This is a genomic window from Pseudomonas sp. B21-023 (genome assembly GCF_024749165.1).
Lineage (GTDB): Bacteria > Pseudomonadota > Gammaproteobacteria > Pseudomonadales > Pseudomonadaceae > Aquipseudomonas.
Genome location: NZ_CP087190.1, coordinates 2,725,086 through 2,745,686 on the forward strand (window position 1 = coordinate 2,725,086; position 20,601 = coordinate 2,745,686).

Below are 20,601 nucleotides of genomic sequence, written 5' to 3' on the forward strand. Positions count from 1 at the left end.
CCAAATGTGACGCCGGCCAGGCGTCACCCATTATCAGCTACGAAAAAACGCCAGCAGGTCTTGGTTGATCACGTCGGCGTGGGTGGTGGGCATGCCATGGGGGTAGCCCTTGTAGGTCTTCAGGGTGCCCTTGGGCAGCAACTTGGCCGAGAGTGGCCCCGAATTGTCGTAGGGCACGATCTGGTCGTCGTCGCCATGCATGACCAGTACCGGCACCGTCACCTTTTTTAGCGATTCGGTGAAATCGGTCTGGGAGAACGCGACGATGCCGTCGTAGTGCGCCTGGGCGCCGCCCATCATGCCCTGGCGCCACCAGTTGAGGATCACGCCCTGATCCGCCTTGGCGCCGGGGCGGTTGTAGCCGTAGAACGGCCCCGCCGGGATATCGTGGTAGAACTGCGCGCGGTTGGCCTTGAGCTGGGCCTGAAGGTCGTCGAACACTGACTTGGGCAGGCCGCCGGGGTTGCTGGCGGTCTGGACCATCAGCGGCGGCACGGCGGCGATGATGGCTGCCTTGGGCACCTTGTCCTCGGGATGGCGGGCCATGTAGTGGATCACCTCGCCACCGCCGGTGGAGTGCCCGACATGAATCGCCCCCTCGACACCCAGGTGCTTGACCACCGCCGCCACGTCGTCGGCGTAGTGGTCCATGTCATGGCCGTCCCAGACCTGGCTCGAACGGCCATGACCGCGGCGGTCATGGGCCACCACGCGGTAGCCTTCGGCAACGAAGAACAGCAGTTGCGCGTCCCAGTCGTCGGCGCTGAGCGGCCAGCCGTGATGGAAGAAGATCACCTGGGCGTCCCGCGGGCCCCAGTCCTTGTAGAAGATCTCGAGTCCTTCCGGGGTTGTGACGTATGCCATTTCGCGTCTCCTGATTCTTGGGTGAGGAGCTGGTGAAGGTGGGCAGTGAGGGGGCACTGGCCACCGGACAACTCTAGGATTAAAGTGCACTTCAAGGTCAATGCAATTGCAAAGGTGCCGCATGAGAATAGGAGAGCTGGCCAAGCTTACGGGCCTGGCCCCTTCGCGTATCCGCTTCTACGAGGCCAGTGGGCTGATCAGCTCGGTCGAGCGCAAGGCCAATGGATACCGCGACTACGACGCCGATGCGGTGTGGGTGCTGGAGATGATCACCAACGCCCAGGCCGCCGGGTTCTCGCTGGAGGAGATCCGCCAGTTGCTACCGGCCAAGGCCAAGGGCTGGCAGCACGATGAACTGCTCGCTGGGCTCAGGCGCAAGGTCGAGGAAATCGAACGCCTGCAGGCGCGCCTGGCACGCAACAAGGCGCAGTTGTTGCTGGTGATCGAAGGGATCGAGAGCAAGCCCGAAGGCATGCAGTGCGTGGACAATTCGCAGCGGGTGCTGGAGCGGCTGCGTGAGGAAATGGCTCAGGAAAAGGCGCGGGTCGCGGACCTGTAGCAGCGCCGCTGCCACAGGGGGCCTGCATCGTTTCAGTCAAGCGCCGCCAATGGCTTGGGCGCATACAGCGCGCTCTGGAACTCGGGCACATACTCGTACTTGACCATCCGCCCCAGCTGCAGATCACGGATATAGCGCGACAGTTCGCCATCCCCCAGCACCAGTTCCACTGAATCAGCCTTCATGCTGGAGGCATGGCTGACCTGCCGCGAGGTGGCGTAGCCGTAGGCCAACCGGCTCTGGTGATCGAGGTTGGTGAAACTGTTGGTCACAAGGTCTGGCTCGTGGGACAACCCGTCGAGCTTCCTGGCCCTGAACACCACGTCCACCTCGCCGCTTCGCGCATCGCCGATGGTGTAGGTTACCGCCTGGGCGTCCTCGCGCCGGTCGATCCCGGTCAGCCACTTGGGCAGGTTGTAGCCCACCACGCCGCGCACCCGTGCAAGCTCGGTGTTGACCGGCAGCTTGAGCACATAGCCCCAGAAGTCCTTGGCCATCGATTGCCGCGCCAGGCTTAAAGGCCCCAGGTTCGCTGAGCCGGGCCTGTTGGTGATGATCGACACGGCCACCTCGTTGTAGCTGTCGTTGTCGCAATAGTCGTAGGTGTAGGCGGTGAACGCCACCAGGCCGCGTCCAGGCCAGACTTGCAGGGGCTGCACCTGCTCCAGCACAGCGGCGGGCATGAGCGCCCGCAGGCGTTCGAGATCGGCGGTGTAGACGGCGGTGACACGGCTATTGCGGTAGTAGAAGTTTGGCGAGTACGACTCGAAACCCATGTCGACCCGGGTCTTCTCCAGGCCCTTGAACCAGCTCAGGTCAATGTCCGGCGCCTCGGCCTGGATCACTGGCAGCGGCGGGTTGGAGCGGTAACGGTCGTACAGCCCGCCCTTGAGCACGGGTACCGGGTGCCCGGCGATGTCGATCTGCGTTGTGGTGGCGTGCTCAGGGAGGCCATTGGCGGCGTGGGTGACGGGTATCAGCAGGGCGCCGGCCAGGGCGGTGGCGGTTCCGAGTTTCACGGTGCTGTATCTCCAGGGTAGATGATGTCGGGGCTGCGTAATCACCCTAACGTTCAACCCAACTTGAGAGTCAATGGCGAAATTTTTGCCGGTTCAGGGCTTGACCTTAAAGTTGACTTTAAAGCTAACGTCTGCGGCACGTACTTGTTGAGGTATTGCCGATGGACGTGTTCTCCCCCCTGACCCTGCCCAATGGCGCGGTCATCCCCAACCGCATTGCCAAGGCCGCCATGGAAGAAAACATGGCCGACGCCAACCATGCGCCCTCCGACCGACTGATGCGCTTGTACAAAGCTTGGGCGCAAGGTGGCGCCGGCCTGCTCATCAGCGGTAACGTCATGGTCGACAACCGCGCCATGACCGGCCCCGGCGGCGTGGTGCTGGAGGATGACCGGCACCTGGCGCGTTTTCGCCAGTGGGCCGCCATCGGCCGCTCGAAGGGCGCGCAGTTCTGGTTGCAGGTCAATCACCCCGGCCGGCAGATGCCCGCCAACCTGGGGCAGGTGACCTGGGCACCCTCGGCCGTGGCGCTGGACCTGGGGAGCATGTCCAGGCATTTCTCCACCCCGCAGGCGATGACCCACGAAGTGATCGAGGATGTGATACGCCGCTTCGCCGAGACCGCGCGGCTCGCGGAGCAGGCGGGCTTCAGTGGGGTGCAGATCCACGCGGCCCATGGCTACCTGCTCAGCCAGTTCCTTTCGCCCCTGAGCAACCAGCGTACCGACCAGTGGGGCGGCACCTTGGAAAATCGTGCGCGACTGCTGCTGGAGGTGGTCAAGGCGGTGCGTGCAGTGGTGTCCCCCGGCTTCGCCGTGGCCGTCAAGCTCAACTCGGCGGACTTCCAGCGCGGCGGCTTCAGCGCGGACGATGCCCGGCAGGTGGTAGCCCTGCTCAATGAGCTGGCGGTCGACCTGGTGGAGCTGTCCGGTGGCAGCTACGAAGCCCCGGCGATGCAGGGCCAGGCCAGGGATGGCCGCACGCTGGCGCGGGAGGCGTACTTCCTCGAGTTTGCCCGGGACATTCGCAGGGTGGCGAAGATGCCGATGATGGTCACCGGCGGCATCCGCCGCCGACCGGTCGCCGAGCAGGTGGTGCACAGCGGGGTCGAGATGGTCGGTATCGGTACCGCGCTGGCCATCGCGCCGGCCTTGCCCCGTGACTGGCAGGCGGGGGAGGAGGCGGTACCGGAACTGCGCCCGATCACCTGGAAGAACAAGGCGCTGGCCTCGCTGGGCAATATGGCGATGGTCAAGTTCCAGCTGCGCAGGCTGAGCGAGGCCAAGGCGCCCGATCCGCAGGTGGCGCCCTGGTGGGCGCTGCTGCGCCAGCAATGGAGCGACGCCGCCCGTGCCAGGCAATATCGGCGGCACATGGCGCGGCAGTGAAGCCAAGGAGATGTGATAATGGCTGCGCTATCACAAGAGGCACACCATGCTGACCATCTCCAACAACGTGCAGGTACCGGATGCCGAGATCGAGCTGAGCTATATTCGCGCGCAGGGCGCCGGCGGCCAGAACGTCAACAAGGTCTCCAGCGCCGTGCACCTGCGCTTCGACATCGCGGCCTCGTCGCTGCCCGCCTTCTACAAGGAGCGACTGCTGGCATTGCGTGACAGCCGCATCACCGCTGACGGCGTGCTGATCCTCAAGGCCCAGCAGTACCGCACCCAGGAACAGAACCGCATCGACGCCCTGGAGCGTCTGGCCGAACTGATCATCGGCGCCGGCAAGGTCGAGAAGAAGCGCCGGCCGACCAAGCCAACCCTCGGTTCAAAGACCCGCCGCCTCGACTCGAAGTCCAAGCGCGGCACGATCAAGGCGGGGCGCGGCAAGGTGGACTTCTGAGCTTGGCCAGGCCACCTATGCCTGCCTGTAGCATTCATGAATAAAAAACAGGATTGAAATTACCAATTGCACTGATGAGCAGGATCAATTTAGGGATCGGTCACGGGCTACTTACCCTTTTCGAGGCGCATCAAGACGCCTGAAAGAACCTTTAGGAGTACCCCATGATCCCTTTGCTCAAGCTGTTCCAACCCGGTCGCCTGCTGGTGGCGAGCAGTCTCGCCGCCAGTCTGCTGTCACTGTCCGTGCAGGCCGCGACCCTGACCCGTGATAACGGCGCGCCGGTGGGCGACAACCAGAACTCGCAGACTGCTGGCCCCAACGGCTCGGTGCTGCTACAGGACGTGCAACTGCTGCAGAAGCTGCAGCGTTTCGACCGTGAACGCATCCCCGAGCGCGTGGTGCACGCACGTGGCACCGGCGCCCATGGCCAGTTCACCGCCAGTGCCGACATCAGCGACCTGAGCATGGCCAAGGTGTTCCGCCCCGGCGAGAAGACCCCGGTGTTCGTGCGCTTCTCCTCGGTGGTGCACGGCAATCACTCGCCGGAAACCCTGCGTGACCCGCGCGGCTTCGCCACCAAGTTCTACACCGCCGACGGCAACTGGGATCTGGTCGGCAACAACTTCCCGACCTTCTTCATCCGCGACGCGATCAAGTTCCCTGACATGGTTCACGCCTTCAAGCCCGACCCACGGAGCAACCTCGATGACGACTCGCGTCGCTTCGATTTCTTCTCCCATGTACCGGAAGCTACCCGCACCCTGACCCTGCTGTACTCCAACGAAGGCACGCCGGCCAGTTACCGCGAGATGGACGGCAACAGCGTGCACGCCTACAAGCTGGTCAACGCCAAGGGCCAGGTGCACTACGTGAAGTTCCACTGGAAGAGCCTGCAAGGGCAGAAGAACCTCGACCCGAAACAGGTCGCCCAGGTCCAGGGCCGCGACTACAGCCACATGACCCACGATCTGGTCAGCGCGATCAACCAGGGCAAGCTGCCGAAATGGGACCTGTACATCCAGGTGCTCAAGCCCGAGGAGTTGGCCAAGTTCGACTTCGACCCGCTGGACGCGACCAAGATCTGGCCCGACGTGCCGGAGCGCAAGATTGGCCAGATGGTGCTCGACCGTAACGTCGACAACTTCTTCCAGGAGACCGAGCAGGTGGCCATGGCGCCGTCGAACCTGGTACCGGGTATCGAACCGTCCGAGGACCGCCTGCTCCAGGGACGTTTGTTCGCCTACGCCGATACCCAGATGTACCGGGTTGGCGCCAATGGCCTGAGCCTGCCGGTGAACCGCCCGCGTGCCGAGGTCAATACCGTCAACCAGGATGGCGCGATGAACGCCGGGCACACCGACAGCGGCGTGAACTACCAGCCGAGCCGTCGCCAGCTGCGTGACGAGCAGGCCGACGCCCGTTATGTGCAGACCCCGCTGAGCGGCAGCACCCAGCAGGCGAGGATTCAGCGCGAGCAGAACTTCAAGCAGGCGGGCGAGCTGTTCCGTTCCTACGGCAAGAAGGACCAGACCGACCTGATCAACAGCCTCGGCCAGGCCCTGGCGACCGCGGACGAGGAGAGCCGTTACATCATGCTGTCGTTCTTCTACAAGGCGGATGCGGACTATGGCACCGGCCTGGCCAAGGTGGCCAAGGCCGACCTCGAGCGGGTCCGGCAGTTGGCGGCGAAGCTGCAGGACTGAGCGGCCACTGCTGCCCAGATCCATTGACATGACATGAGCCTGCGGGAACGGATTCATCGGTGCAGCCGGATCGCCGCGACCACCGGTAAATCCGTTCCCGCACGACGACCATGTTGTCCGGCGCGTCTTATTTTCTGGTGAGCTTGTCACCCGGCACATGCAGATACGACATCACGCTTTCGGTCAGCTCCGTGGCCAGTTTCACCGCCTCCTTGTTGCGCGCCATGACCCCGGCCACCAACCCTTCGATCAATGCCAGCACGGCGATGTTGGAGCTGGTCAGCACCGGATGATCGGCGGGCGCGTACAACACATGGTGGGCCATGGGCGCCAGCGGCGAGGCGGGTGAGTCGGTGATCGCCAGTACCGTTGCGTTGCGCTCATGGGCGAAACGCGACAGTTGCAGGGTGTCCTGCGAATAGCGTGGCAGGGCGATGGCCAGCAGCACGTCCTGCTCGGTGATCGCCGCCAGGCGGTAGGCGGCATTCTCGTTGCCACCTTCCATGCTGATGGCACAGGTGTCCCTGCAGAACGGCACCAGGGTCGAGGCGGCCAGCCCGGCCAGGTATACGCTGTTGCCGAAGCCCAGCACGTAGACCTTGCGCGCCGCGATCAGGCTGTCGACGAACGCCTCGAAGGCATCGGCCTGGTTGTTGCTGGCGGTGGTCGCCAGGTTGCTGGTGGCGCTCTGGATCTGCTCATGCAAGCCAAAGTCGCCGCCCGGGCGTTGGGCCAGCTCGTTACGCAGCTTGTCCACCGGCGAGACCATCTGTTGCAGGGTGCTCACCAGCTCGGCCTTCATGCCGCTGTAGCCGCCCAGGTCCAGGGCCTTGGCCAGGCGATTGACCGCCGCCGGCGAGGTCGCGGTAGCCTGGGCCATGTCCTCGATGGTCAGGGTCGCGGCCTTCAGCGGGTGGCGCAGGATGTACTCGGCGACCTTGCGCAACGACGGTGGCAGTTCGGCCAGGCTCTCCGACAGCTTGCGCATGACCGGCGCGGCGTAGACCGTGGTGTTCTTGGTATGGCTCGACATCCGGCGCGAGGCTCCCTGTGAATTGCCGGGTAGTGTATCCCAAGGCGCTCTGCGGCGGGCCGCCACAGCGCGCCACGGGGGTCACTTCAGGCTGCCGGCGAGGAACTGGCGCAGGCGCTCGGACTGCGGCCGTGCCAGCACCTCGCGCGGGTCGCCGCGTTCCTCGGCCAGGCCCTGATGGAGGAATAGCAGCTGGTTGGACACCTCGCGGGCAAAGCCCATCTCGTGAGTGACCACGACCATGGTCCGGCCCTCCTGCGCCAGGTCCTGCATGACCTTGAGCACATCACCGACCAGTTCCGGGTCGAGCGCCGAGGTCGGTTCGTCGAACAGCATCACCTCGGGCTCCATGGCCAGCGCCCGGGCAATGGCCACCCGTTGCTGCTCGCCACCGGACATGTGCGCCGGGTAGGCGTCGCGGCGATGGCTGACGCCGACCTTGGCCAGGTAGTGCTCGGCTTTCTCGCGGGCTTCCTTGCGGTTCATGCCGAGTACGTGCACCGGGGCTTCCATGACGTTGTCCAAGGCGCTCATGTGCGCCCACAGGTTGAAGTGCTGGAAGACCATGCTCAACCGCGCCCGCAGGCGCTGCAACTGGCGTGGGTCCGCCGCGCGCAGCCCGCCACGGGGGCACTCGCGCAGCTTGAGCTGTTCGCCGTTGACCAGGATCTGCCCGGCGTTGGGTTGCTCGAGCAGGTTGATGCAGCGCAGGAAAGTGCTCTTGCCCGATCCGCTGGAGCCGATGATGCTGATCACGTCGCCGGCATCGGCCTGCAACGAAACGCCCTTGAGCACCTGGTGGTTGCCGTAGCTTTTGTGCAACTCGTGGATATGCAGTTTGTTCATCAGACGGTACTCGCAGGGTTCAGTCGCTGAGCAGGCGACCTTGGCGGATGGAGGTGTTGCCGGCAACCTTGGCCAGCCACAGGCCGGGCTGGGCGAAGCGCAGGCGTTCACGGGCATAGAGGATGCCGTCGGTGGTGGCCCTGACCACGCTGTGGCGGTCGCTGAGCGGGTCGAGCACTTCGAACAGCGGATCACCCACGCGCACCTGCGCGCCCAGCGGCTGCAGGTAGCTGACCACGCCCGGGTGCTCGGCGTAGGCGTATTGCGCGCCAGCGAAGGGCGTGGCTTGGCAGCAGTGTTGCGGGGCGGCCGGCCAGGGGCCGCGGATCATGCCCTGGTCGGCGAGGTAGCCGAGGATCTGCTCGGCGCTGGCCTGGCATTGCTCACGCCCGGTGTCGGCCATGCCGCGCAACTCGATGGTGGTCGCAACGCAGGCCAGGGGGATCTCGGCATCAGGGTAGTACTCGCGCAGGTGCAGCCAGGGCGCGGCGCAGGCTTCGTCGAAGGCGTCGCCACCGGCGCCCTCGGCCAGCAGCGCCGCTTGCGCGCCGAGGCGGGCGGCCAGCGGACGCAACTGCGCCCAGTGGTGCGGCATGGCGTACAGCAGCATCACCGACTCGAAATCGCAGTGCAGGTCCAGCACCAGGTCGGCGTCGCAGGCATGGCGCAGCAGCAGGCGGCGCAGGCCATCGAGCTCCGAGTGTGGCGCGGGCAGTTCATCAAGGAGTTCGAGCATGGCCCGGCGGATAGTCGTGACGTTGGCCTGGCCATCGCCGCCCAGGCGGCCTTCGAGGTGCGCGGCCAGCGCTTCGGTCAGTGCCGGGAAATCGCGATTGAAGTTCTTGCCGCTATTGAACTCGAAGCGGCCCTGGTGGGTGGCTTGGAACATCTGGCCGATACCGATCGGGTTGGCCAGGGGCACCAGTTCGATCACCGCGTCCAGCAGGCCCTGCGCCTCGAGCTCCAGCAACCTGCGCTTGAGTTCGATGGCCACGCGCATCCCGGGCAGTTCATCGGCGTGCAGCGAAGCCTGGATATAGGCCTTGCGCGGGCCGCTGCCAAAGCGCAGCACGCGCAGCGAACGCTCGGTGCCGCAGGCGCTCCAAGGCAGGGTATGGTCAATGTGCTGCATGAAAGCTCCTTAGTGCTTGCGCGGTGCCAGGTAGGCCAGCCAATGGCGCTCGGCCATCTTGAACAGGCGCACCAGCATGAACGTCAGGGCCAGGTAGATCAGCCCGGCGGTGATGAAGGCCTCGAAAGGCAGGTAATAGCGTGCGTTGAAGGTCTTCGCCGCCCCGGTGATGTTCACCAGGGTGACGATCGACGCCAGGCTGGTGGTCTGCAGCATCATCAGTACTTCGTTGCTGTACTGCGGCAGGGCGCGGCGCAAGGCCGAGGGCAGCAGGATGCGCCGGTACAGCGTCAACCGTGACATGCCCATGGCACGGGCAGCCTCGACCTCGCCCCGGGGCGTCGAGCGCAGGCTCCCGGCCAGCAGCTCGGCGCTGTAGGCGCTGGTGTTGAGGGCGAAGGCAAGGCAGGTGCAGAACGTCGCGCTGGACAGGTACGGCCAAAGCGGGCTCTGGCGCACGGCCTCGAACTGGGCCAGGCCGTAGTACACCAGGAACAGCTGCACCAGCATCGGCGTGCCGCGGATCACGTAGGCGTAGAGCCAGGCGGGGTAGCGCAGCAGGCACGTGCGCGAGACGCGCATCAGCGCCAGGGGGATCGCCAGCGCCAGGCCGCAGGCCAGCGAAATCAGCAGCACCTTGAGGGTCAGGGCAACGCCGTTCAGGTACAGCGGCAGGTTCTGCCAGATCAGTTGATAGTCGAGCGTCATCGGGCAGCTCCCCTAGAGTTCGGCGGCTTTGAAGCCGACCGAGTAACGTTGTTCAACACCGCGCAACAGCAGCAGCGACACGCTGGTCAGCAGCAGGTACAGCGCGGCCACGGCGAGGAAGAAGGTGAACGGCTGGTGGGTGGCGTCGGCGGCGTTCTTGGCCTTGAACATCATGTCCTGCAGGCCGATCACCGAGATCAGCGCGGTGGACTTGGTCAGCACCAGCCAGTTGTTGGTGAAGCCCGGCAGGGCCAGGCGCACCATCTGCGGCAGGCTGATCCGCCAGAACACTTGCAGGCCGCTCATGCCGTAGGCGGCGCCAGCCTCGGCCTGGCCCTTGGGGATCGCCAGGAAGGCGCCGCGAAAGGTCTCCGAGAGGTAGGCGCCGAAGATGAAGCCCATGGTGCACACCCCGGCAACAAACGGGTTGATGTCGATGTACTGTTCGTAGCCCAGCGCCAGTGCCAGGCGGTTGACCAGGTCCTGGCCGCCGTAGAACACCAGCAGGATCAGCACCAGGTCGGGGATGCCGCGTACTACCGTGGCATAGACCTCGCCCAGTGCCGCCAGCCATCGCAACGGTGACAAGCGGCAGGCCGCACCGAACAGGCCCAGGCCGATGGCCAAGGCCATCGCCAGCAGTGCCAGGCTGACGCTCAGCCACGCGCCATCGAGAATGCTCGATCCATAGCCATGAAGCATGATGAAAACCCTCGTCGGCCGGCGTTACTGGCCGTAGATGTCGAACGGGAAGTACTTGCCCTGCACCTGCTGGTAGATGCCGTTGGCGCGGATCGCGGCGATGGCGGCGTTGAGCCGCGCGAGGTTGGCGGTGTCGCCCTTGCGCACGGCAATCCCGGCGCCGCGGCCAAAATAGTGAGGGTCGCCGATGTCCGGGCCGACCAGTGCGAAGCCTTGGCCCGCCGGGGTCTTGATGAAGCTTTCCTCGGTGTTGACGATATCGGCGAGGGTGGCGTCCAGGCGCCCGGAAACCAGGTCGAGGAAGGCTTCGTTCTGCGAGGCGTAGCGCACGATTTCGACGCCCGCCGGTTCCAGTTGTTCGGTGGCGAAGCGGTCATAGGTCGAGGCCCGCTGCACGCCCACTTTGCGGCCCTTCAGGTCCACCATCGGGGTGTCCAGGCGGCTGCCGGCCTTCATCGCGAACTTGCCGGGGGTGTGGTAGTACTTGTCGGTGAAATCGACCGATTTCAAGCGATCCTCGGTGATCGACATCGACGACAGCACGGCGTCTATCTTGCGTACCTTCAGCGACGGGATCATGCCGTCGAACTCCTGGATCACCCACTGGCACTTGACCTGCATCTGCGCGCACAGCGCGTTGCCGATGTCGTAGTCAAAGCCGGCGAGCTCACCTTCTGGGGTGCGGTAGGAAAAGGGCGGGTAGGCGGCCTCGATGCCGATGCGCAGGCTGGCATCGTCGGCCTGGGCGAAGGCGCTGCAGGCACAGAGTGCCAGCGCGCCGAGAAGTCCGGTTTTATTCATGTTGTTGGCTCCGGTGGGGGCGTTACCAGCCATGGCCCGAAAGGAACCATGGGTTGGGTGCGGTCTGAAAATGACATTATTCATATCACAAATCAATATAGTGAAAATAAATGTGTCAGGTCAGCGCTCGCCTTGAGGTCGCCGTCCTTCTTCCTGAGCTGCTCGATCTTGCGGATCACACCCAGCGTTCTGGCCTCCAGCCTGCCGGCGGTTTCCAGATACTGCTCGAGATCGATAGGACACATTGCGCTGAATTGGGGGCGGAATGCCTTCGGCTGATGCTACATGGTACGTACTGCAACTGCCTGAAAATGGCCTAAATCAGTCAATTGTTTCATGCTTGATACGTACTATTTGTGTACTGAGCGGTAGGCTCGCCTGCACCACCAGATCGAGTGTGGGAATGGACAAGCATGGCGCCGGGTCAGGCAAATGAGCAGGGTCTTCTTATAAAGCGCGGGCCCGGCAGACAGCCCCCGGTATTGGGGCCGCCTCCCCAATATTCTCGGGTTGTTTGGCTAACCCGTTGATTTAAGGGCGTTTGTTTAATGGCATAACGCTTGCTTCCCCCTCCACAGAACCGTGATTCCTGTGGAGGTGCAGCATGACCATTCCCCTCGAAGGCGCTACCCCATGCGTGCCGGCATGAACCGCAAGCTGCGCCCTGCATACCTGGGCTTGCTGCTGGGCACCGCGCTGATCGGCCTCGGCGTGGCCTACGAAAAGCTCTGGTGCGACCCCCGCGAACTGCTGCAGGAGGCCGCCGATCCCCAGGCCCTGCACACGCTCAGCCGCGATGGCGTCACCGTTGAGTTCGAGGCGCGCCCCCTCAGCGGCGGTGAACTGCGTGAGGGCGACTTTGCCAATATCCGCTTCAAGGTCAGCGACCAGACCAGCGGCCAGCCGCTGTCGGGCATGGCCCCCGGCGCCTGGCTCGACCCCGCGCAGTCGGCACCGGTCGGCGACCGCGACAGCAGTTGCAAGGCGCGCGTGGCGTTGTTTCTCAAAAGCAGCATCGGCGCTCGTCCTTTGCTCGATCTGAACAGCTACTTCCTGCTGGTGCTGAACAAGGACGCCAGCCTGACGGTGATCGACCCGACCGTGTCGGTGGGCGGGGTCACCAGCACGCTGGCGCGCATCGACCTTCCGGGGCGGCCCATGGACTGGGTGGCCACCGGCGATGACAAGCAGGTGTTCGTGTCCATGCCCGAACGCAACCAGGTGGCGTTGATCGACACCGAGACCTTCACCCGCGTTGCCACCCTGGAGGCCGGCGAGCAGCCGCTGCGGGTGGCGCTGCAACCCGACCAGCGCCTGCTGTGGGTGGGCAACAACAGCCATGACCCGGCCAAGGGCGGGGTGACGGTGATCGACGTGCCCAGCCGGGCCAAGCTCAAGTCGTTCGTCACCGGCTCCGGCCACCACGAGATTGCCTTCAGCGCCGATTCGCGCTTTGCCTTCGTCAGCAACCGCGACGGCGGCACCCTGAGCGTCATCGACACCGCCCAGATGCGCCTGGTGAAGACCCTCGAAGTCGGCCCGCATCCGTTGTCGGTGGCTTACTCGCCCTTGTCGCAGGCAGTGTACGTGGTCGATGGCCAGGAGGGCACGGTGCGGGTGATCGACGCCCGCAGCCACACCCTGCGCCACACGGTCAAGGCCGAGCAGGGCCTGGGGCCGATGCGCTTCAGCCAGGATGGTCGTTATGGCGTGGTGCTCAACACCCTGGGGAACCAGGCGCTGGTGATCGATGCCAGTACCGACCAGTTGCTCCATCGGATACCGGTGGCCGCCGAGCCGTACCAACTGACCTTCACCAAGGCCTACGCCTATGTGCGTGGGCTGGCTTCTTCGAAGGTGAGCATGATCAACCTGGCAAGCCTCGGGCAGGGGCGCGAACCGATCGTCCAGGGCTTCGAGGCCGGCCCGGCGGCGCCGCGCCAGGCCGGCGACCTGCCGTTGGCCCAGGGGGTGAGCATTTCCCGCGACGACAACTCGGTGTTCGTGGTCAACCCCGTGGACAACACCACCTACTTCTACGCCGAGGGCATGAACGCGCCGATGTCGGGCTACAACAACCGCGGCCACCAGGCCCGCGCCGCGCGGGTCATCGACCGCAGCCTGCGCGAGCTGGCGCCCGGGGTGTACGGCTCGACGGTGAAGCTGCCGGCCGCCGGCACCTTCGACGTCGCGTTCCTGCTCAATCAGCCGCAGATCATCCACTGCTTCAGCACCGAAGTCGCGGCGTTGCCGCAGTCGGGCGTGCCCAAGCGTGCCCGCGCCGAGTTCATCGGCACCGACCAGCCGCTGCTGCAGCACACCCCCTACCTGGCCCGGGTGCGCATCCTCGGCGAGGACGGAAAACCACGCCCTGGGCTTGGCGACCTGAGCTTGCGCTACTTCCTGGCGCCTTCGTCGCTGCCACGCAACGTGGCGCTGGTCGAAGTGGGCGAGGGGCTCTACCAGGCGCCGCTGGAGCTGGCCGAGGCCGGCGCCTGGTACCTGCACGTACAGTCGCCGAGCCTCGGGCGTGCCTTCACCGAAGAAAACTACACCAGCCTGCGCGTCCTGCCGGCCGCCGAGGCGCCCACCGCTTCCCAAGGGGAACCCAGGAGTGTGCGATGAACCGTCTGCAGGGTGGAAAACTGCTGGGCCTGAGCCTGCTGTTGGCGAGCAACCTGGCGCTGGCCCACGCCGGCCACGATCACGGCGGCACGCCCGCGCAACCACCGGCCGCTCACCAGGAGAAAGCCAGCGTGCGCTTCGCCGATGTGGCGCTGCTCGACCAGGACGGCATGCCGGTGCGCCTGGAGAAGGACCTGGTGGGCGATCACCTGGTGGTCATGGGGTTCATCTACACCAGCTGCACCACGGTGTGCCCGGTGGTGTCGTCGATCATGAGCAAGGTCCAGCAGCAGTTGGGTGGGCGGGTGGGGGAGGAGATCCGTCTGGTGTCGATCAGCGTCGATCCACAGCGTGACGATTCCAGGCGCCTGGCCGGTTACGCCCGGGCATTCCAGCACGGGCCGGGGTGGAGCTGGCTGACCGGTTCACCCTATGCCATCAGCGAAACGCTCAAGGGGCTGGGCAGCTTCAGCGCCAACCTCAGCGAGCACCCGCCGTTGATCCTGGTGGGTGATGGGCGCAGCGGGCACTGGACCCGCTACTACGGCTTCAGCGACCCCAACGTGCTGATCGGCGAGGTCAACCGCCTGAGCGCGCGTCGCGTGCACGCCAAGAGCACCGCCATCGCCGGCCAGGAGGTACAGCCATGAGCGCCCACACCTCCCGCCATGCCAGCATGCGCAGCCTTGACTGGCTGGTGCTCGGCGCCTGCCTGTGGATCCTCGCCTCGGTGGCGTTCGCCCACGAGGGCCACGCGCCGACGCCACAACCGGCGCCGCAGACCATGACCAGCGGCGGTGGCACCCGCGATGCGCAGGCCTGGTTCACCGACACCGTGCTCAAGGACCAGGACGGCCGAGAGCTGCGTTTCTACAGCGATGTGCTCAAGGACAAGGTGGTGATGCTCAACGTGATCTTCACCCACTGCAACGATGCCTGCCCACTGATCACCCGCAAATTGCGCGAGGTGCGCGTGGCCATGGGCCCGGCACTGGCGGCGCAGGTGACGTTCGTGTCGCTGAGCAGCGATCCTCTGAACGACACGCCAGAGGTACTCAAGGCGTTTGCGCAGAAGCAGGGGGTGGATGGTCCGAACTGGCTGTTCCTGACCGGCGACAAGGCCAGCGTCGACCTGGTGCTGGGGCGGTTGGGCCAGTTCCTGCCCAGTCCCGAGCAGCACTCGACGCAGTTGATTGCCGGTGACGTGGCGGGCAAGCGCTGGAGCAAGATCCGCCCCGACGCGCCACCCGCGGCGATCGCCCAGCGCATGCAACTGCTGGCACAGCCGTTGGCGGGGCGCTGACATCATGGCCGCCGCTGCCAAGTGGGTCCTGCTCATGTTGTGGTGGTGCCTGTGCGGGGCAGTGCAACTGAGCGAGCAGGAACTCGCCGGCAAACGCCTCTACCGCGAAGGCGTCTCCAGCAGCGACGCCCAGTTGCTGGCCCGGGTCGGCCCCGGGGACATGCGCGTGCCGGCCAGCGTGCTGCCCTGTGCTGGTTGCCATGGCAACGACGGGCGCGGCCGCAGCGAAGGCGGAGTGCGCCCGCCGAGCCTGGACTGGCAACGCCTGGCCCTTGGCTCCGGCAATCGCGAGGCCAACAACCGGCGCTACCCGGCCTACACCGATGCCAGCCTGGCGCGGGTCATCCGCAGCGGCACCGACCCCGCCGGCAATCGCCTTGACCCGGCGATGCCACGCTTCGACCTGAGCCTGGCCGACCAACGCAATCTCACCGCCTACCTCAAGCGCCTGGGTGAAGACCGAGACCCCGGCGTGGAGGAGGGCACCTTGCGCCTGGGCACCTTGCTGCCCGAGCAGGGCCCGCTGTCCGAGGCCGGGCGGACAGTGCGGGCAGTGCTGGAGGATGGTGTCGCGCAGTTGAACCAACAGGGAGGCATCCATGGGCGACGCCTGCAACTGGTCGCGCTGGACCCCGGGCAGGACCCGGCCAGCACCGCACAGGCACTGGACACGCTGACACAACGAGAACGGGTGTTCGCCCTGGTCGCGCCCCTCGCACCACTGCTCGACAGCCGCCAGCTGGAGCAGGCCGGCCTGCCCCTGATCGGTGCCACGCCGCGTAGCGGTGGCAGCGCGCAGGTGTTCGATCCCTTGCCGGGCGTGCCCGGGCAATTGCTCAGCGTGGCGCTGCATGCCCGTGATGCCCTTGGCCTGGCGCCCGCTGCCTTGCGGGTGGTGTATGCCGGCGCAGAGCAGGCCGATGCGGCGCAGGTGCTGCAGCAGCGTTTGCTTCAACTGGGGTTCGCTACCGCGCCGCCCCTGGCGTTCATGGGCCAGGCCCCGGACGGCGAGGGTATCCTCTTCCTCGGCCACGCCCAGGCGTTCACCGCGCTGGCGTCGAGCCTGCAAGCAAGCGGGCGCAACCCTTACCTGTTCGCCGCGTCGGGCCAGGTGGCTGGTGCCGTGCCGGGGTTGGCGCCGTCCTGGTCGCAGCGGGTGCTGCTGGCCTATCCCTTCGTACCCGGCGACTGGACCGCGCAAGGCCGGGCGACCCTTGCCGGGGTGCAGTTGCGCCAGGGGCTGGAGCCGCGCCAGGCATCGTTGCAGGTCACTACCCTGTGCGCCTGGCAGTTGTTGGTCGAAGCCTTGAAGCAGATAGGGCGCGACGCCAGCCGTGAGCAGTTGCTGGTCGCCCTGGAGCAGTTGCATGACATCGATACCGGGCTCACGCCGTTGCTCGGTTTCGGCCCTGGACGCCGCCACGGCATGACAGGTGCGCATGTGGTGGAGGTAAGCCTGCCGGGGCCTGGTTTCATTGAAGTGGCGCCGTACCGAGCGGTGCCGGATAGCCCTTGAGACTCAGGAGAAGATCACCATGCGCACCCTGATTGCCTGCCTGTTGTCGCTGCTCGCCCTGGCCAGCCACGCCGACACCCCGGCGGCGCGGGTCAATGGCGTGGAGATCGGGGTGCTACGCCTCGAACGCTACTTCAGCGAATACCTCCAGGCCCAGGGGCGGGCGGTGGCGAGCATCCGCAACCCCAATCTTTACCAGCGCTTGCGCGCGCAGGCCCTGGATGAACTGATCGACAAGGAACTGCTTTGGCAGGAGGCCCAGCGCCAGGGCATCGACATCAATGATGCGCAGGTGACGGCGCGGGTCAGCGAGGTTGAGGCGGCCTTCGGCAGCCCCGCGGTGTTCGAGCAGCGCCTGGCGCAAGCCGGCTTCGATCGGGCAGGCTTCGCTGACTACACTCGACATGAGATGGCCGCCCAGCAGGTCTTTGCCCGGCTGAGTGCGGTCGAAGAACCCAGCAGCGCCGAAGTTGCGGCCTTCCATCAGGCCAACTGGCAAAGACTGCAAGGAATGCAGAACCAAAGTGATAATACTTCTGTCCTACCAGAACACGGCCTGCGCCTGGCCAGGGACGCGCTCGTCGCGCAACTCCAGGCCCAGGCCCGGCAAGCCGTACGCCAACGTTTGCGTGATTCCGCTACAGTGGAGCGCGTCGACTGAGGGGCGTGCAGGGCTTTCCCCATAGTTGGGGAAAACCTTCAGGGCAATGTGCCATCATCTTCCCCGGTTATGGGGAACGGCCAGCCGCCAAGGTCTGGGGTGACCGACGAGCTTCAACGATATCAGCGACTTGAAAGCGGTAAGCAGTGAATTTTCATGCCTGGCACGAAGCATGCTCAAGCCTCTACAAGGCCGCACTTCGCAGACCGGGAGACCGGGCAGTTCATGGGAGTGGACCTTGGTGAACAGAGTATTGGTAGTCGATGACGAACAGACCCTTGCGCAGAACCTGCAAGCCTATCTGCAGGCGCAAGGCCTGGAGGTCCATCTCGCCCACGACGGTACCACGGGTATCGAAGAGGCCGAGAGACAGGTACCGGACGTGATCGTGCTGGATTACCGCTTGCCCGACATGGAGGGGTTTCAGGTCCTGGAGACCGTGCGCAGGAACAGGCAATGCCATTTCGTGCTGATCACCGCCCACCCGACCGCCGAGGTCCGTGAGCGGGCCGCCGAACTGGGCGTGACCCATGTCCTGTTCAAGCCGTTCCCGCTGATGGAACTGGCCCGCGCCGTCTTCGACCTGATGGGCATCGAGCGCCAGCGCAGGAGCACCGACCAGCCGGCCGAAGGGTACGTCGAACGACGCCAGAACAGGAACGAGTCGTTCCCCTTGCAGTTGTACGATGGCAGCTGGGTCCTGGCCGACCGCCGACGCAATGGCGACAAGCCTGCCAAACCTGACGACGAACAACTGCTCACCGGGGAATAGCGGCGCCCAAGGCCCCCAGGCCCGCGGCGCCGCCCCTGAGCGGAGTCGCAGGCCATGTCCCAGGCATTCGATAAAGACCCACTGGACCCATCGCGGGGCTACCCCCGCGAACTCCTGGCCCAGGCCCGCCAGCAAGCCGGCCAAGAGCGTCTTCTGGCCTGCCTGGAACACCTGTCCAGCGACACCCCGGCCACCTTCACCCAGCGCCTGGCCATCACCCTGCATTACCCGGTGCTCGCCACCCAGGCCCTGTTCGCCTGCGCTCCGGCCTTCGACCGGGTCAGCCTGGCGCAGTGCCTGAAACACGAATTTGCCCTGGTCGAACACGACGGCGAGCGGGTCGGTGTGTTCGCCGACCCCTTCGACAGCGCCCGCCTGGCCTGGATCGACGACCGCCTGCAGGGCGCGCCGCTGTACCTGGCCCACGCCGCCGACCTGGCCGCGTTCCTGGCCCGCCACGAGGAAAGCTTCCACGCCGTCGAGGCCCTCGGCCACGAGGCTGAACCCGGCAGCGAGGCCGACCCGCTGCAGCGCCTGTCGCTGACCAGCATCAGCGAAGACCAGAGCCGCGTGGTCAAGCTGGTCAACTCCACCCTGTACGACGCGCTCAAGCTGCACGCCAGCGACATCCACCTAGGGATGACCGGCCAGGGCCTGACCATCAAGTACCGCATCGACGGCGTGCTCAACGGTGCCGGCAAGGCCAGCGGCAGCGCCTTCGCCGAGCAGGTGATCTCGCGGATCAAGGTAATGGCCGAGCTGGACATCGGCGAGAAGCGCGTGCCCCAGGACGGTCGCTTCAAGGTGGCCATCGGCGAGCGGCAGATCGATTTCCGCGTCTCGATCATGCCCAGCATCTTCGGCGAGGACGCGGTGCTGCGGGTGCTGGACAAGCAGGACCTGTCCGACCAGGTCAGCGGCGTGCAGCTGCAGGCCCTTGGCTTCGAGGCGCACACCCTGCAGGCCCTGCGCCGGCTGGCCGCCGAGCCCTACGGCATGATCTTGGTCACCGGCCCCACCGGCAGCGGCAAGACCACCACCCTCTACGCCATGCTCAGCGAGATCAACCACGGCATGGACAAGATCATCACCATCGAGGATCCGGTCGAGTACCAGCTGCCCGGCGTGCTGCAGATCCCGGTCAACGAGAAGAAGGGCCTGACCTTCGCCCGCGGCCTGCGCTCGATCCTGCGCCACGACCCGGACAAGATCCTCGTCGGAGAGATCCGTGACCCGGACACCGCGCAGATTGCCGTGCAGTCGGCGCTCACCGGGCACCTGGTGTTCACCACCATCCACGCCAACAACGTGTTCGACGTGATCGGCCGCTTCAGCCAGATGCAGGTCGACCCCTACAGCTTCGTCTCGGCGCTCAATGCCGTGCTGGCCCAGCGCCTGGTGCGCCTGGCCTGCCCGCACTGCGCGCAGGCCTGCGACCCGGATGACGACTTGCTGGCCGCCTCGGGCCTGACCCGTGATGCGGTGGCCGGCTGGCGCTTCGTGCGCGCCCAGGGCTGCGGCCAGTGCCGTGGCAGCGGCTACCGCGGGCGCAGCGCGATTGCCGAACTGTTGCACCTGGACGACGACCTGCGGCAGATGATCGTCGAACGTCGCCCGCTCTCGCAGATCAAGCAGCTGGCCTGCCAACGCGGCCTGCGCCTGTTGCGCGCTTCGGCCGTGGACCTGGTCCGCGATGGCCGTACCACACTCGAGGAGATCAACCGTGTCACATTTATCGCCTGATCGGTATTGCGCGGTGCTGGGCGCCGAGGGTGTCGGCCTGGGCCATTGGCACGGCCGGCAGCATCAATGGCTGGGCAGCCGCGCGTTCGCCTGCGACGCCGCCCAGCCGGCCTGGGCCTCGGCACTCCAGGCCCTGGCCGGGCTGCTGGGTGAGCATCCGGCACGCGGCGCGCAGTTGCGCGTGCTGCTCTCGGCCCGCTACAGCCGCTTCTGCCTGGTGCCCTGGAGCGATGCCATCGGTACCCCGCGCGAACTCGAGGCCTACGCGCGGGCCTGTTTCGAGAACCTCTACGGGCAGCCTCTGGATGACTGGCGCATCGTTCTATCGCCGGAGCCGGCCGGCGCCGCGCGCATCGCCACGGCGCTGCCCGAGGCGCTGCTCCAGGGCCTGCAGGCACTGGGGCGGGAAAGCCGCCTGAGCCTGCGCTCGGTGCAGCCGTACCTGATGGCCGCCTACAACCGCTGCTCGGCGCAACTGGCCCAAGGCGACTTCCTGTTCGTGCTGGCCGAGCCGCGCCGCAGCGTGCTGCTGCTGGCTTCAGGCGGTGCCTGGCAGCAGGTGCTGGCCCAGGGCTGCGCCGACAACGACCAGGCCCTGCAGGCGCTGATCGAGCGTACCTGCGAACTGTATGGCGAGCAGTTGCCTCGGGTGTACCTGCACGCACCGGGGCGCACGGCAGCCTCGCAACTGGCCGCGGTGCAGCTGTGCGCCGCCAGCGCCGAAGCCGATCCGTTGTGCGCCATGTGGCGGGCGGTGGCCTGA

At 65.9% G+C, this 20,601-nt stretch carries 20 protein-coding genes; 12 read left to right on the top strand and 8 right to left on the bottom strand.

The window, feature by feature from the left end; all coding sequences use genetic code 11:
* Positions 1–33: 33 nt before the first annotated feature.
* On the bottom strand, positions 34–864 hold the full coding sequence (locus tag LOY42_RS12195; RefSeq protein ID WP_139671184.1) for an alpha/beta fold hydrolase: 831 nt from the start codon (positions 862–864) through the stop codon (positions 34–36).
* A gap of 121 nt (positions 865–985) precedes the next feature.
* Here LOY42_RS12195 and LOY42_RS12200 point away from each other — a divergent pair, with 121 nt between their 5' ends.
* Positions 986–1,423, top strand: a complete 438-nt coding sequence (locus tag LOY42_RS12200; RefSeq protein ID WP_102685253.1) for a MerR family transcriptional regulator — start codon at positions 986–988, stop codon at positions 1,421–1,423.
* 32 nt (positions 1,424–1,455) lie between these two features.
* Here the strand turns inward: LOY42_RS12200 and LOY42_RS12205 are convergent, their stop codons facing one another.
* Complete coding sequence (locus tag LOY42_RS12205; protein WP_408981080.1) at positions 1,456–2,406, bottom strand: acetoacetate decarboxylase (ADC); 951 nt, start codon at positions 2,404–2,406, stop codon at positions 1,456–1,458.
* A 197-nt stretch (positions 2,407–2,603) separates the two neighbouring features.
* Here LOY42_RS12205 and LOY42_RS12210 point away from each other — a divergent pair, with 197 nt between their 5' ends.
* The 3 genes from LOY42_RS12210 to katB all read left to right on the top strand — a co-directional run bounded on the left by LOY42_RS12210 (position 2,604) and on the right by katB (position 5,996).
* The gene (locus tag LOY42_RS12210) at positions 2,604–3,830 is read left to right on the top strand and encodes an NADH:flavin oxidoreductase/NADH oxidase family protein (RefSeq protein WP_258600805.1); all 1,227 of its coding nucleotides are present in this window, start codon (positions 2,604–2,606) and stop codon (positions 3,828–3,830) included.
* A gap of 46 nt (positions 3,831–3,876) precedes the next feature.
* Complete coding sequence (gene arfB, locus LOY42_RS12215) at positions 3,877–4,290, top strand: alternative ribosome rescue aminoacyl-tRNA hydrolase ArfB (RefSeq protein WP_139671177.1); 414 nt, start codon at positions 3,877–3,879, stop codon at positions 4,288–4,290.
* Positions 4,291–4,454: 164 nt separating this feature from the next.
* Positions 4,455–5,996, top strand: a complete 1,542-nt coding sequence (katB, locus tag LOY42_RS12220) for a catalase KatB (protein ID WP_139671174.1) — start codon at positions 4,455–4,457, stop codon at positions 5,994–5,996.
* Between the two features lie 127 nt (positions 5,997–6,123).
* Here katB and LOY42_RS12225 read toward each other — a convergent pair whose 3' ends face one another.
* The 6 genes from LOY42_RS12225 to LOY42_RS12250 all read right to left on the bottom strand — a co-directional run bounded on the left by LOY42_RS12225 (position 6,124) and on the right by LOY42_RS12250 (position 11,218).
* Positions 6,124–7,029, bottom strand: a complete 906-nt coding sequence (locus LOY42_RS12225; protein ID WP_102685257.1) for a MurR/RpiR family transcriptional regulator — start codon at positions 7,027–7,029, stop codon at positions 6,124–6,126.
* Positions 7,030–7,110: 81 nt separating this feature from the next.
* Positions 7,111–7,875 (bottom strand): ABC transporter ATP-binding protein, encoded by a 765-nt coding sequence (locus LOY42_RS12230; RefSeq protein ID WP_102685258.1) that lies wholly within the window; start codon positions 7,873–7,875, stop codon positions 7,111–7,113.
* Positions 7,876–7,894: 19 nt separating this feature from the next.
* The gene (locus LOY42_RS12235; RefSeq protein WP_110699177.1) at positions 7,895–9,007 is read right to left on the bottom strand and encodes a succinylglutamate desuccinylase/aspartoacylase family protein; all 1,113 of its coding nucleotides are present in this window, start codon (positions 9,005–9,007) and stop codon (positions 7,895–7,897) included.
* A gap of 9 nt (positions 9,008–9,016) precedes the next feature.
* A complete protein-coding gene (locus LOY42_RS12240; RefSeq protein ID WP_258600815.1) occupies positions 9,017–9,715 on the bottom strand; it encodes an ABC transporter permease in 699 nt (232 codons plus the stop codon).
* A 12-nt stretch (positions 9,716–9,727) separates the two neighbouring features.
* Positions 9,728–10,417: an ABC transporter permease gene (locus LOY42_RS12245; protein ID WP_139671169.1), complete on the bottom strand. Its 690-nt coding sequence runs from the start codon at positions 10,415–10,417 to the stop codon at positions 9,728–9,730.
* A gap of 24 nt (positions 10,418–10,441) precedes the next feature.
* Complete coding sequence (locus LOY42_RS12250) at positions 10,442–11,218, bottom strand: ABC transporter substrate-binding protein (protein WP_102685262.1); 777 nt, start codon at positions 11,216–11,218, stop codon at positions 10,442–10,444.
* Between the two features lie 645 nt (positions 11,219–11,863).
* On the opposite strand from LOY42_RS12250, the gene LOY42_RS12255 reads away from it, so the two are divergent.
* From LOY42_RS12255 to LOY42_RS12290, 8 genes are all read left to right on the top strand, one after another.
* Positions 11,864–13,843, top strand: a complete 1,980-nt coding sequence (locus LOY42_RS12255; protein WP_258601179.1) for a cytochrome D1 domain-containing protein — start codon at positions 11,864–11,866, stop codon at positions 13,841–13,843.
* Positions 13,840–14,493, top strand: coding sequence for an SCO family protein (locus tag LOY42_RS12260; RefSeq protein ID WP_258600817.1), 654 nt, complete (start codon positions 13,840–13,842; stop codon positions 14,491–14,493). Before LOY42_RS12255 ends, LOY42_RS12260 begins: the two co-directional genes overlap by 4 nt.
* Positions 14,490–15,146: an SCO family protein gene (locus LOY42_RS12265; RefSeq protein WP_258600819.1), complete on the top strand. Its 657-nt coding sequence runs from the start codon at positions 14,490–14,492 to the stop codon at positions 15,144–15,146. Before LOY42_RS12260 ends, LOY42_RS12265 begins: the two co-directional genes overlap by 4 nt.
* A gap of 34 nt (positions 15,147–15,180) precedes the next feature.
* Positions 15,181–16,662, top strand: a complete 1,482-nt coding sequence (locus LOY42_RS12270; RefSeq protein ID WP_372241237.1) for an ABC transporter substrate-binding protein — start codon at positions 15,181–15,183, stop codon at positions 16,660–16,662.
* A 19-nt stretch (positions 16,663–16,681) separates the two neighbouring features.
* Positions 16,682–17,323: a SurA N-terminal domain-containing protein gene (locus LOY42_RS12275; RefSeq protein ID WP_258600821.1), complete on the top strand. Its 642-nt coding sequence runs from the start codon at positions 16,682–16,684 to the stop codon at positions 17,321–17,323.
* Between the two features lie 238 nt (positions 17,324–17,561).
* A complete protein-coding gene (locus tag LOY42_RS12280) occupies positions 17,562–18,095 on the top strand; it encodes a response regulator (protein WP_173862474.1) in 534 nt (177 codons plus the stop codon).
* Between the two features lie 54 nt (positions 18,096–18,149).
* Positions 18,150–19,838, top strand: a complete 1,689-nt coding sequence (locus LOY42_RS12285) for a GspE/PulE family protein (RefSeq protein WP_258600823.1) — start codon at positions 18,150–18,152, stop codon at positions 19,836–19,838.
* Entirely contained in the window at positions 19,819–20,601 is a 783-nt protein-coding gene (locus LOY42_RS12290) for a hypothetical protein (protein ID WP_139671151.1), read from the top strand. The genes LOY42_RS12285 and LOY42_RS12290 overlap by 20 nt, the downstream gene beginning before the upstream one ends.

Excerpts from the sequence above, each read along its gene's own strand:
- LOY42_RS12195 (WP_139671184.1), bottom strand. The coding sequence starts at position 864 with ATGGCATACGTCACAACCCCGGAAGGACTCGAGATCTTCTACAAGGAC.
- LOY42_RS12200 (WP_102685253.1), top strand. The coding sequence starts at position 986 with ATGAGAATAGGAGAGCTGGCCAAGCTTACGGGCCTGGCCCCTTCGCGT.
- LOY42_RS12210 (WP_258600805.1), top strand. The coding sequence starts at position 2,604 with ATGGACGTGTTCTCCCCCCTGACCCTGCCCAATGGCGCGGTCATCCCC.
- arfB (WP_139671177.1), top strand. The coding sequence starts at position 3,877 with ATGCTGACCATCTCCAACAACGTGCAGGTACCGGATGCCGAGATCGAG.
- katB (WP_139671174.1), top strand. The coding sequence starts at position 4,455 with ATGATCCCTTTGCTCAAGCTGTTCCAACCCGGTCGCCTGCTGGTGGCG.
- LOY42_RS12225 (WP_102685257.1), bottom strand. The coding sequence starts at position 7,029 with ATGTCGAGCCATACCAAGAACACCACGGTCTACGCCGCGCCGGTCATG.
- LOY42_RS12230 (WP_102685258.1), bottom strand. The coding sequence starts at position 7,875 with ATGAACAAACTGCATATCCACGAGTTGCACAAAAGCTACGGCAACCAC.
- LOY42_RS12235 (WP_110699177.1), bottom strand. The coding sequence starts at position 9,007 with ATGCAGCACATTGACCATACCCTGCCTTGGAGCGCCTGCGGCACCGAG.
- LOY42_RS12240 (WP_258600815.1), bottom strand. The coding sequence starts at position 9,715 with ATGACGCTCGACTATCAACTGATCTGGCAGAACCTGCCGCTGTACCTG.
- LOY42_RS12245 (WP_139671169.1), bottom strand. The coding sequence starts at position 10,417 with ATGCTTCATGGCTATGGATCGAGCATTCTCGATGGCGCGTGGCTGAGC.
- LOY42_RS12250 (WP_102685262.1), bottom strand. The coding sequence starts at position 11,218 with ATGAATAAAACCGGACTTCTCGGCGCGCTGGCACTCTGTGCCTGCAGC.
- LOY42_RS12255 (WP_258601179.1), top strand. The coding sequence starts at position 11,864 with ATGAACCGCAAGCTGCGCCCTGCATACCTGGGCTTGCTGCTGGGCACC.
- LOY42_RS12260 (WP_258600817.1), top strand. The coding sequence starts at position 13,840 with ATGAACCGTCTGCAGGGTGGAAAACTGCTGGGCCTGAGCCTGCTGTTG.
- LOY42_RS12265 (WP_258600819.1), top strand. The coding sequence starts at position 14,490 with ATGAGCGCCCACACCTCCCGCCATGCCAGCATGCGCAGCCTTGACTGG.
- LOY42_RS12270 (WP_372241237.1), top strand. The coding sequence starts at position 15,181 with ATGTTGTGGTGGTGCCTGTGCGGGGCAGTGCAACTGAGCGAGCAGGAA.
- LOY42_RS12275 (WP_258600821.1), top strand. The coding sequence starts at position 16,682 with ATGCGCACCCTGATTGCCTGCCTGTTGTCGCTGCTCGCCCTGGCCAGC.
- LOY42_RS12285 (WP_258600823.1), top strand. The coding sequence starts at position 18,150 with ATGTCCCAGGCATTCGATAAAGACCCACTGGACCCATCGCGGGGCTAC.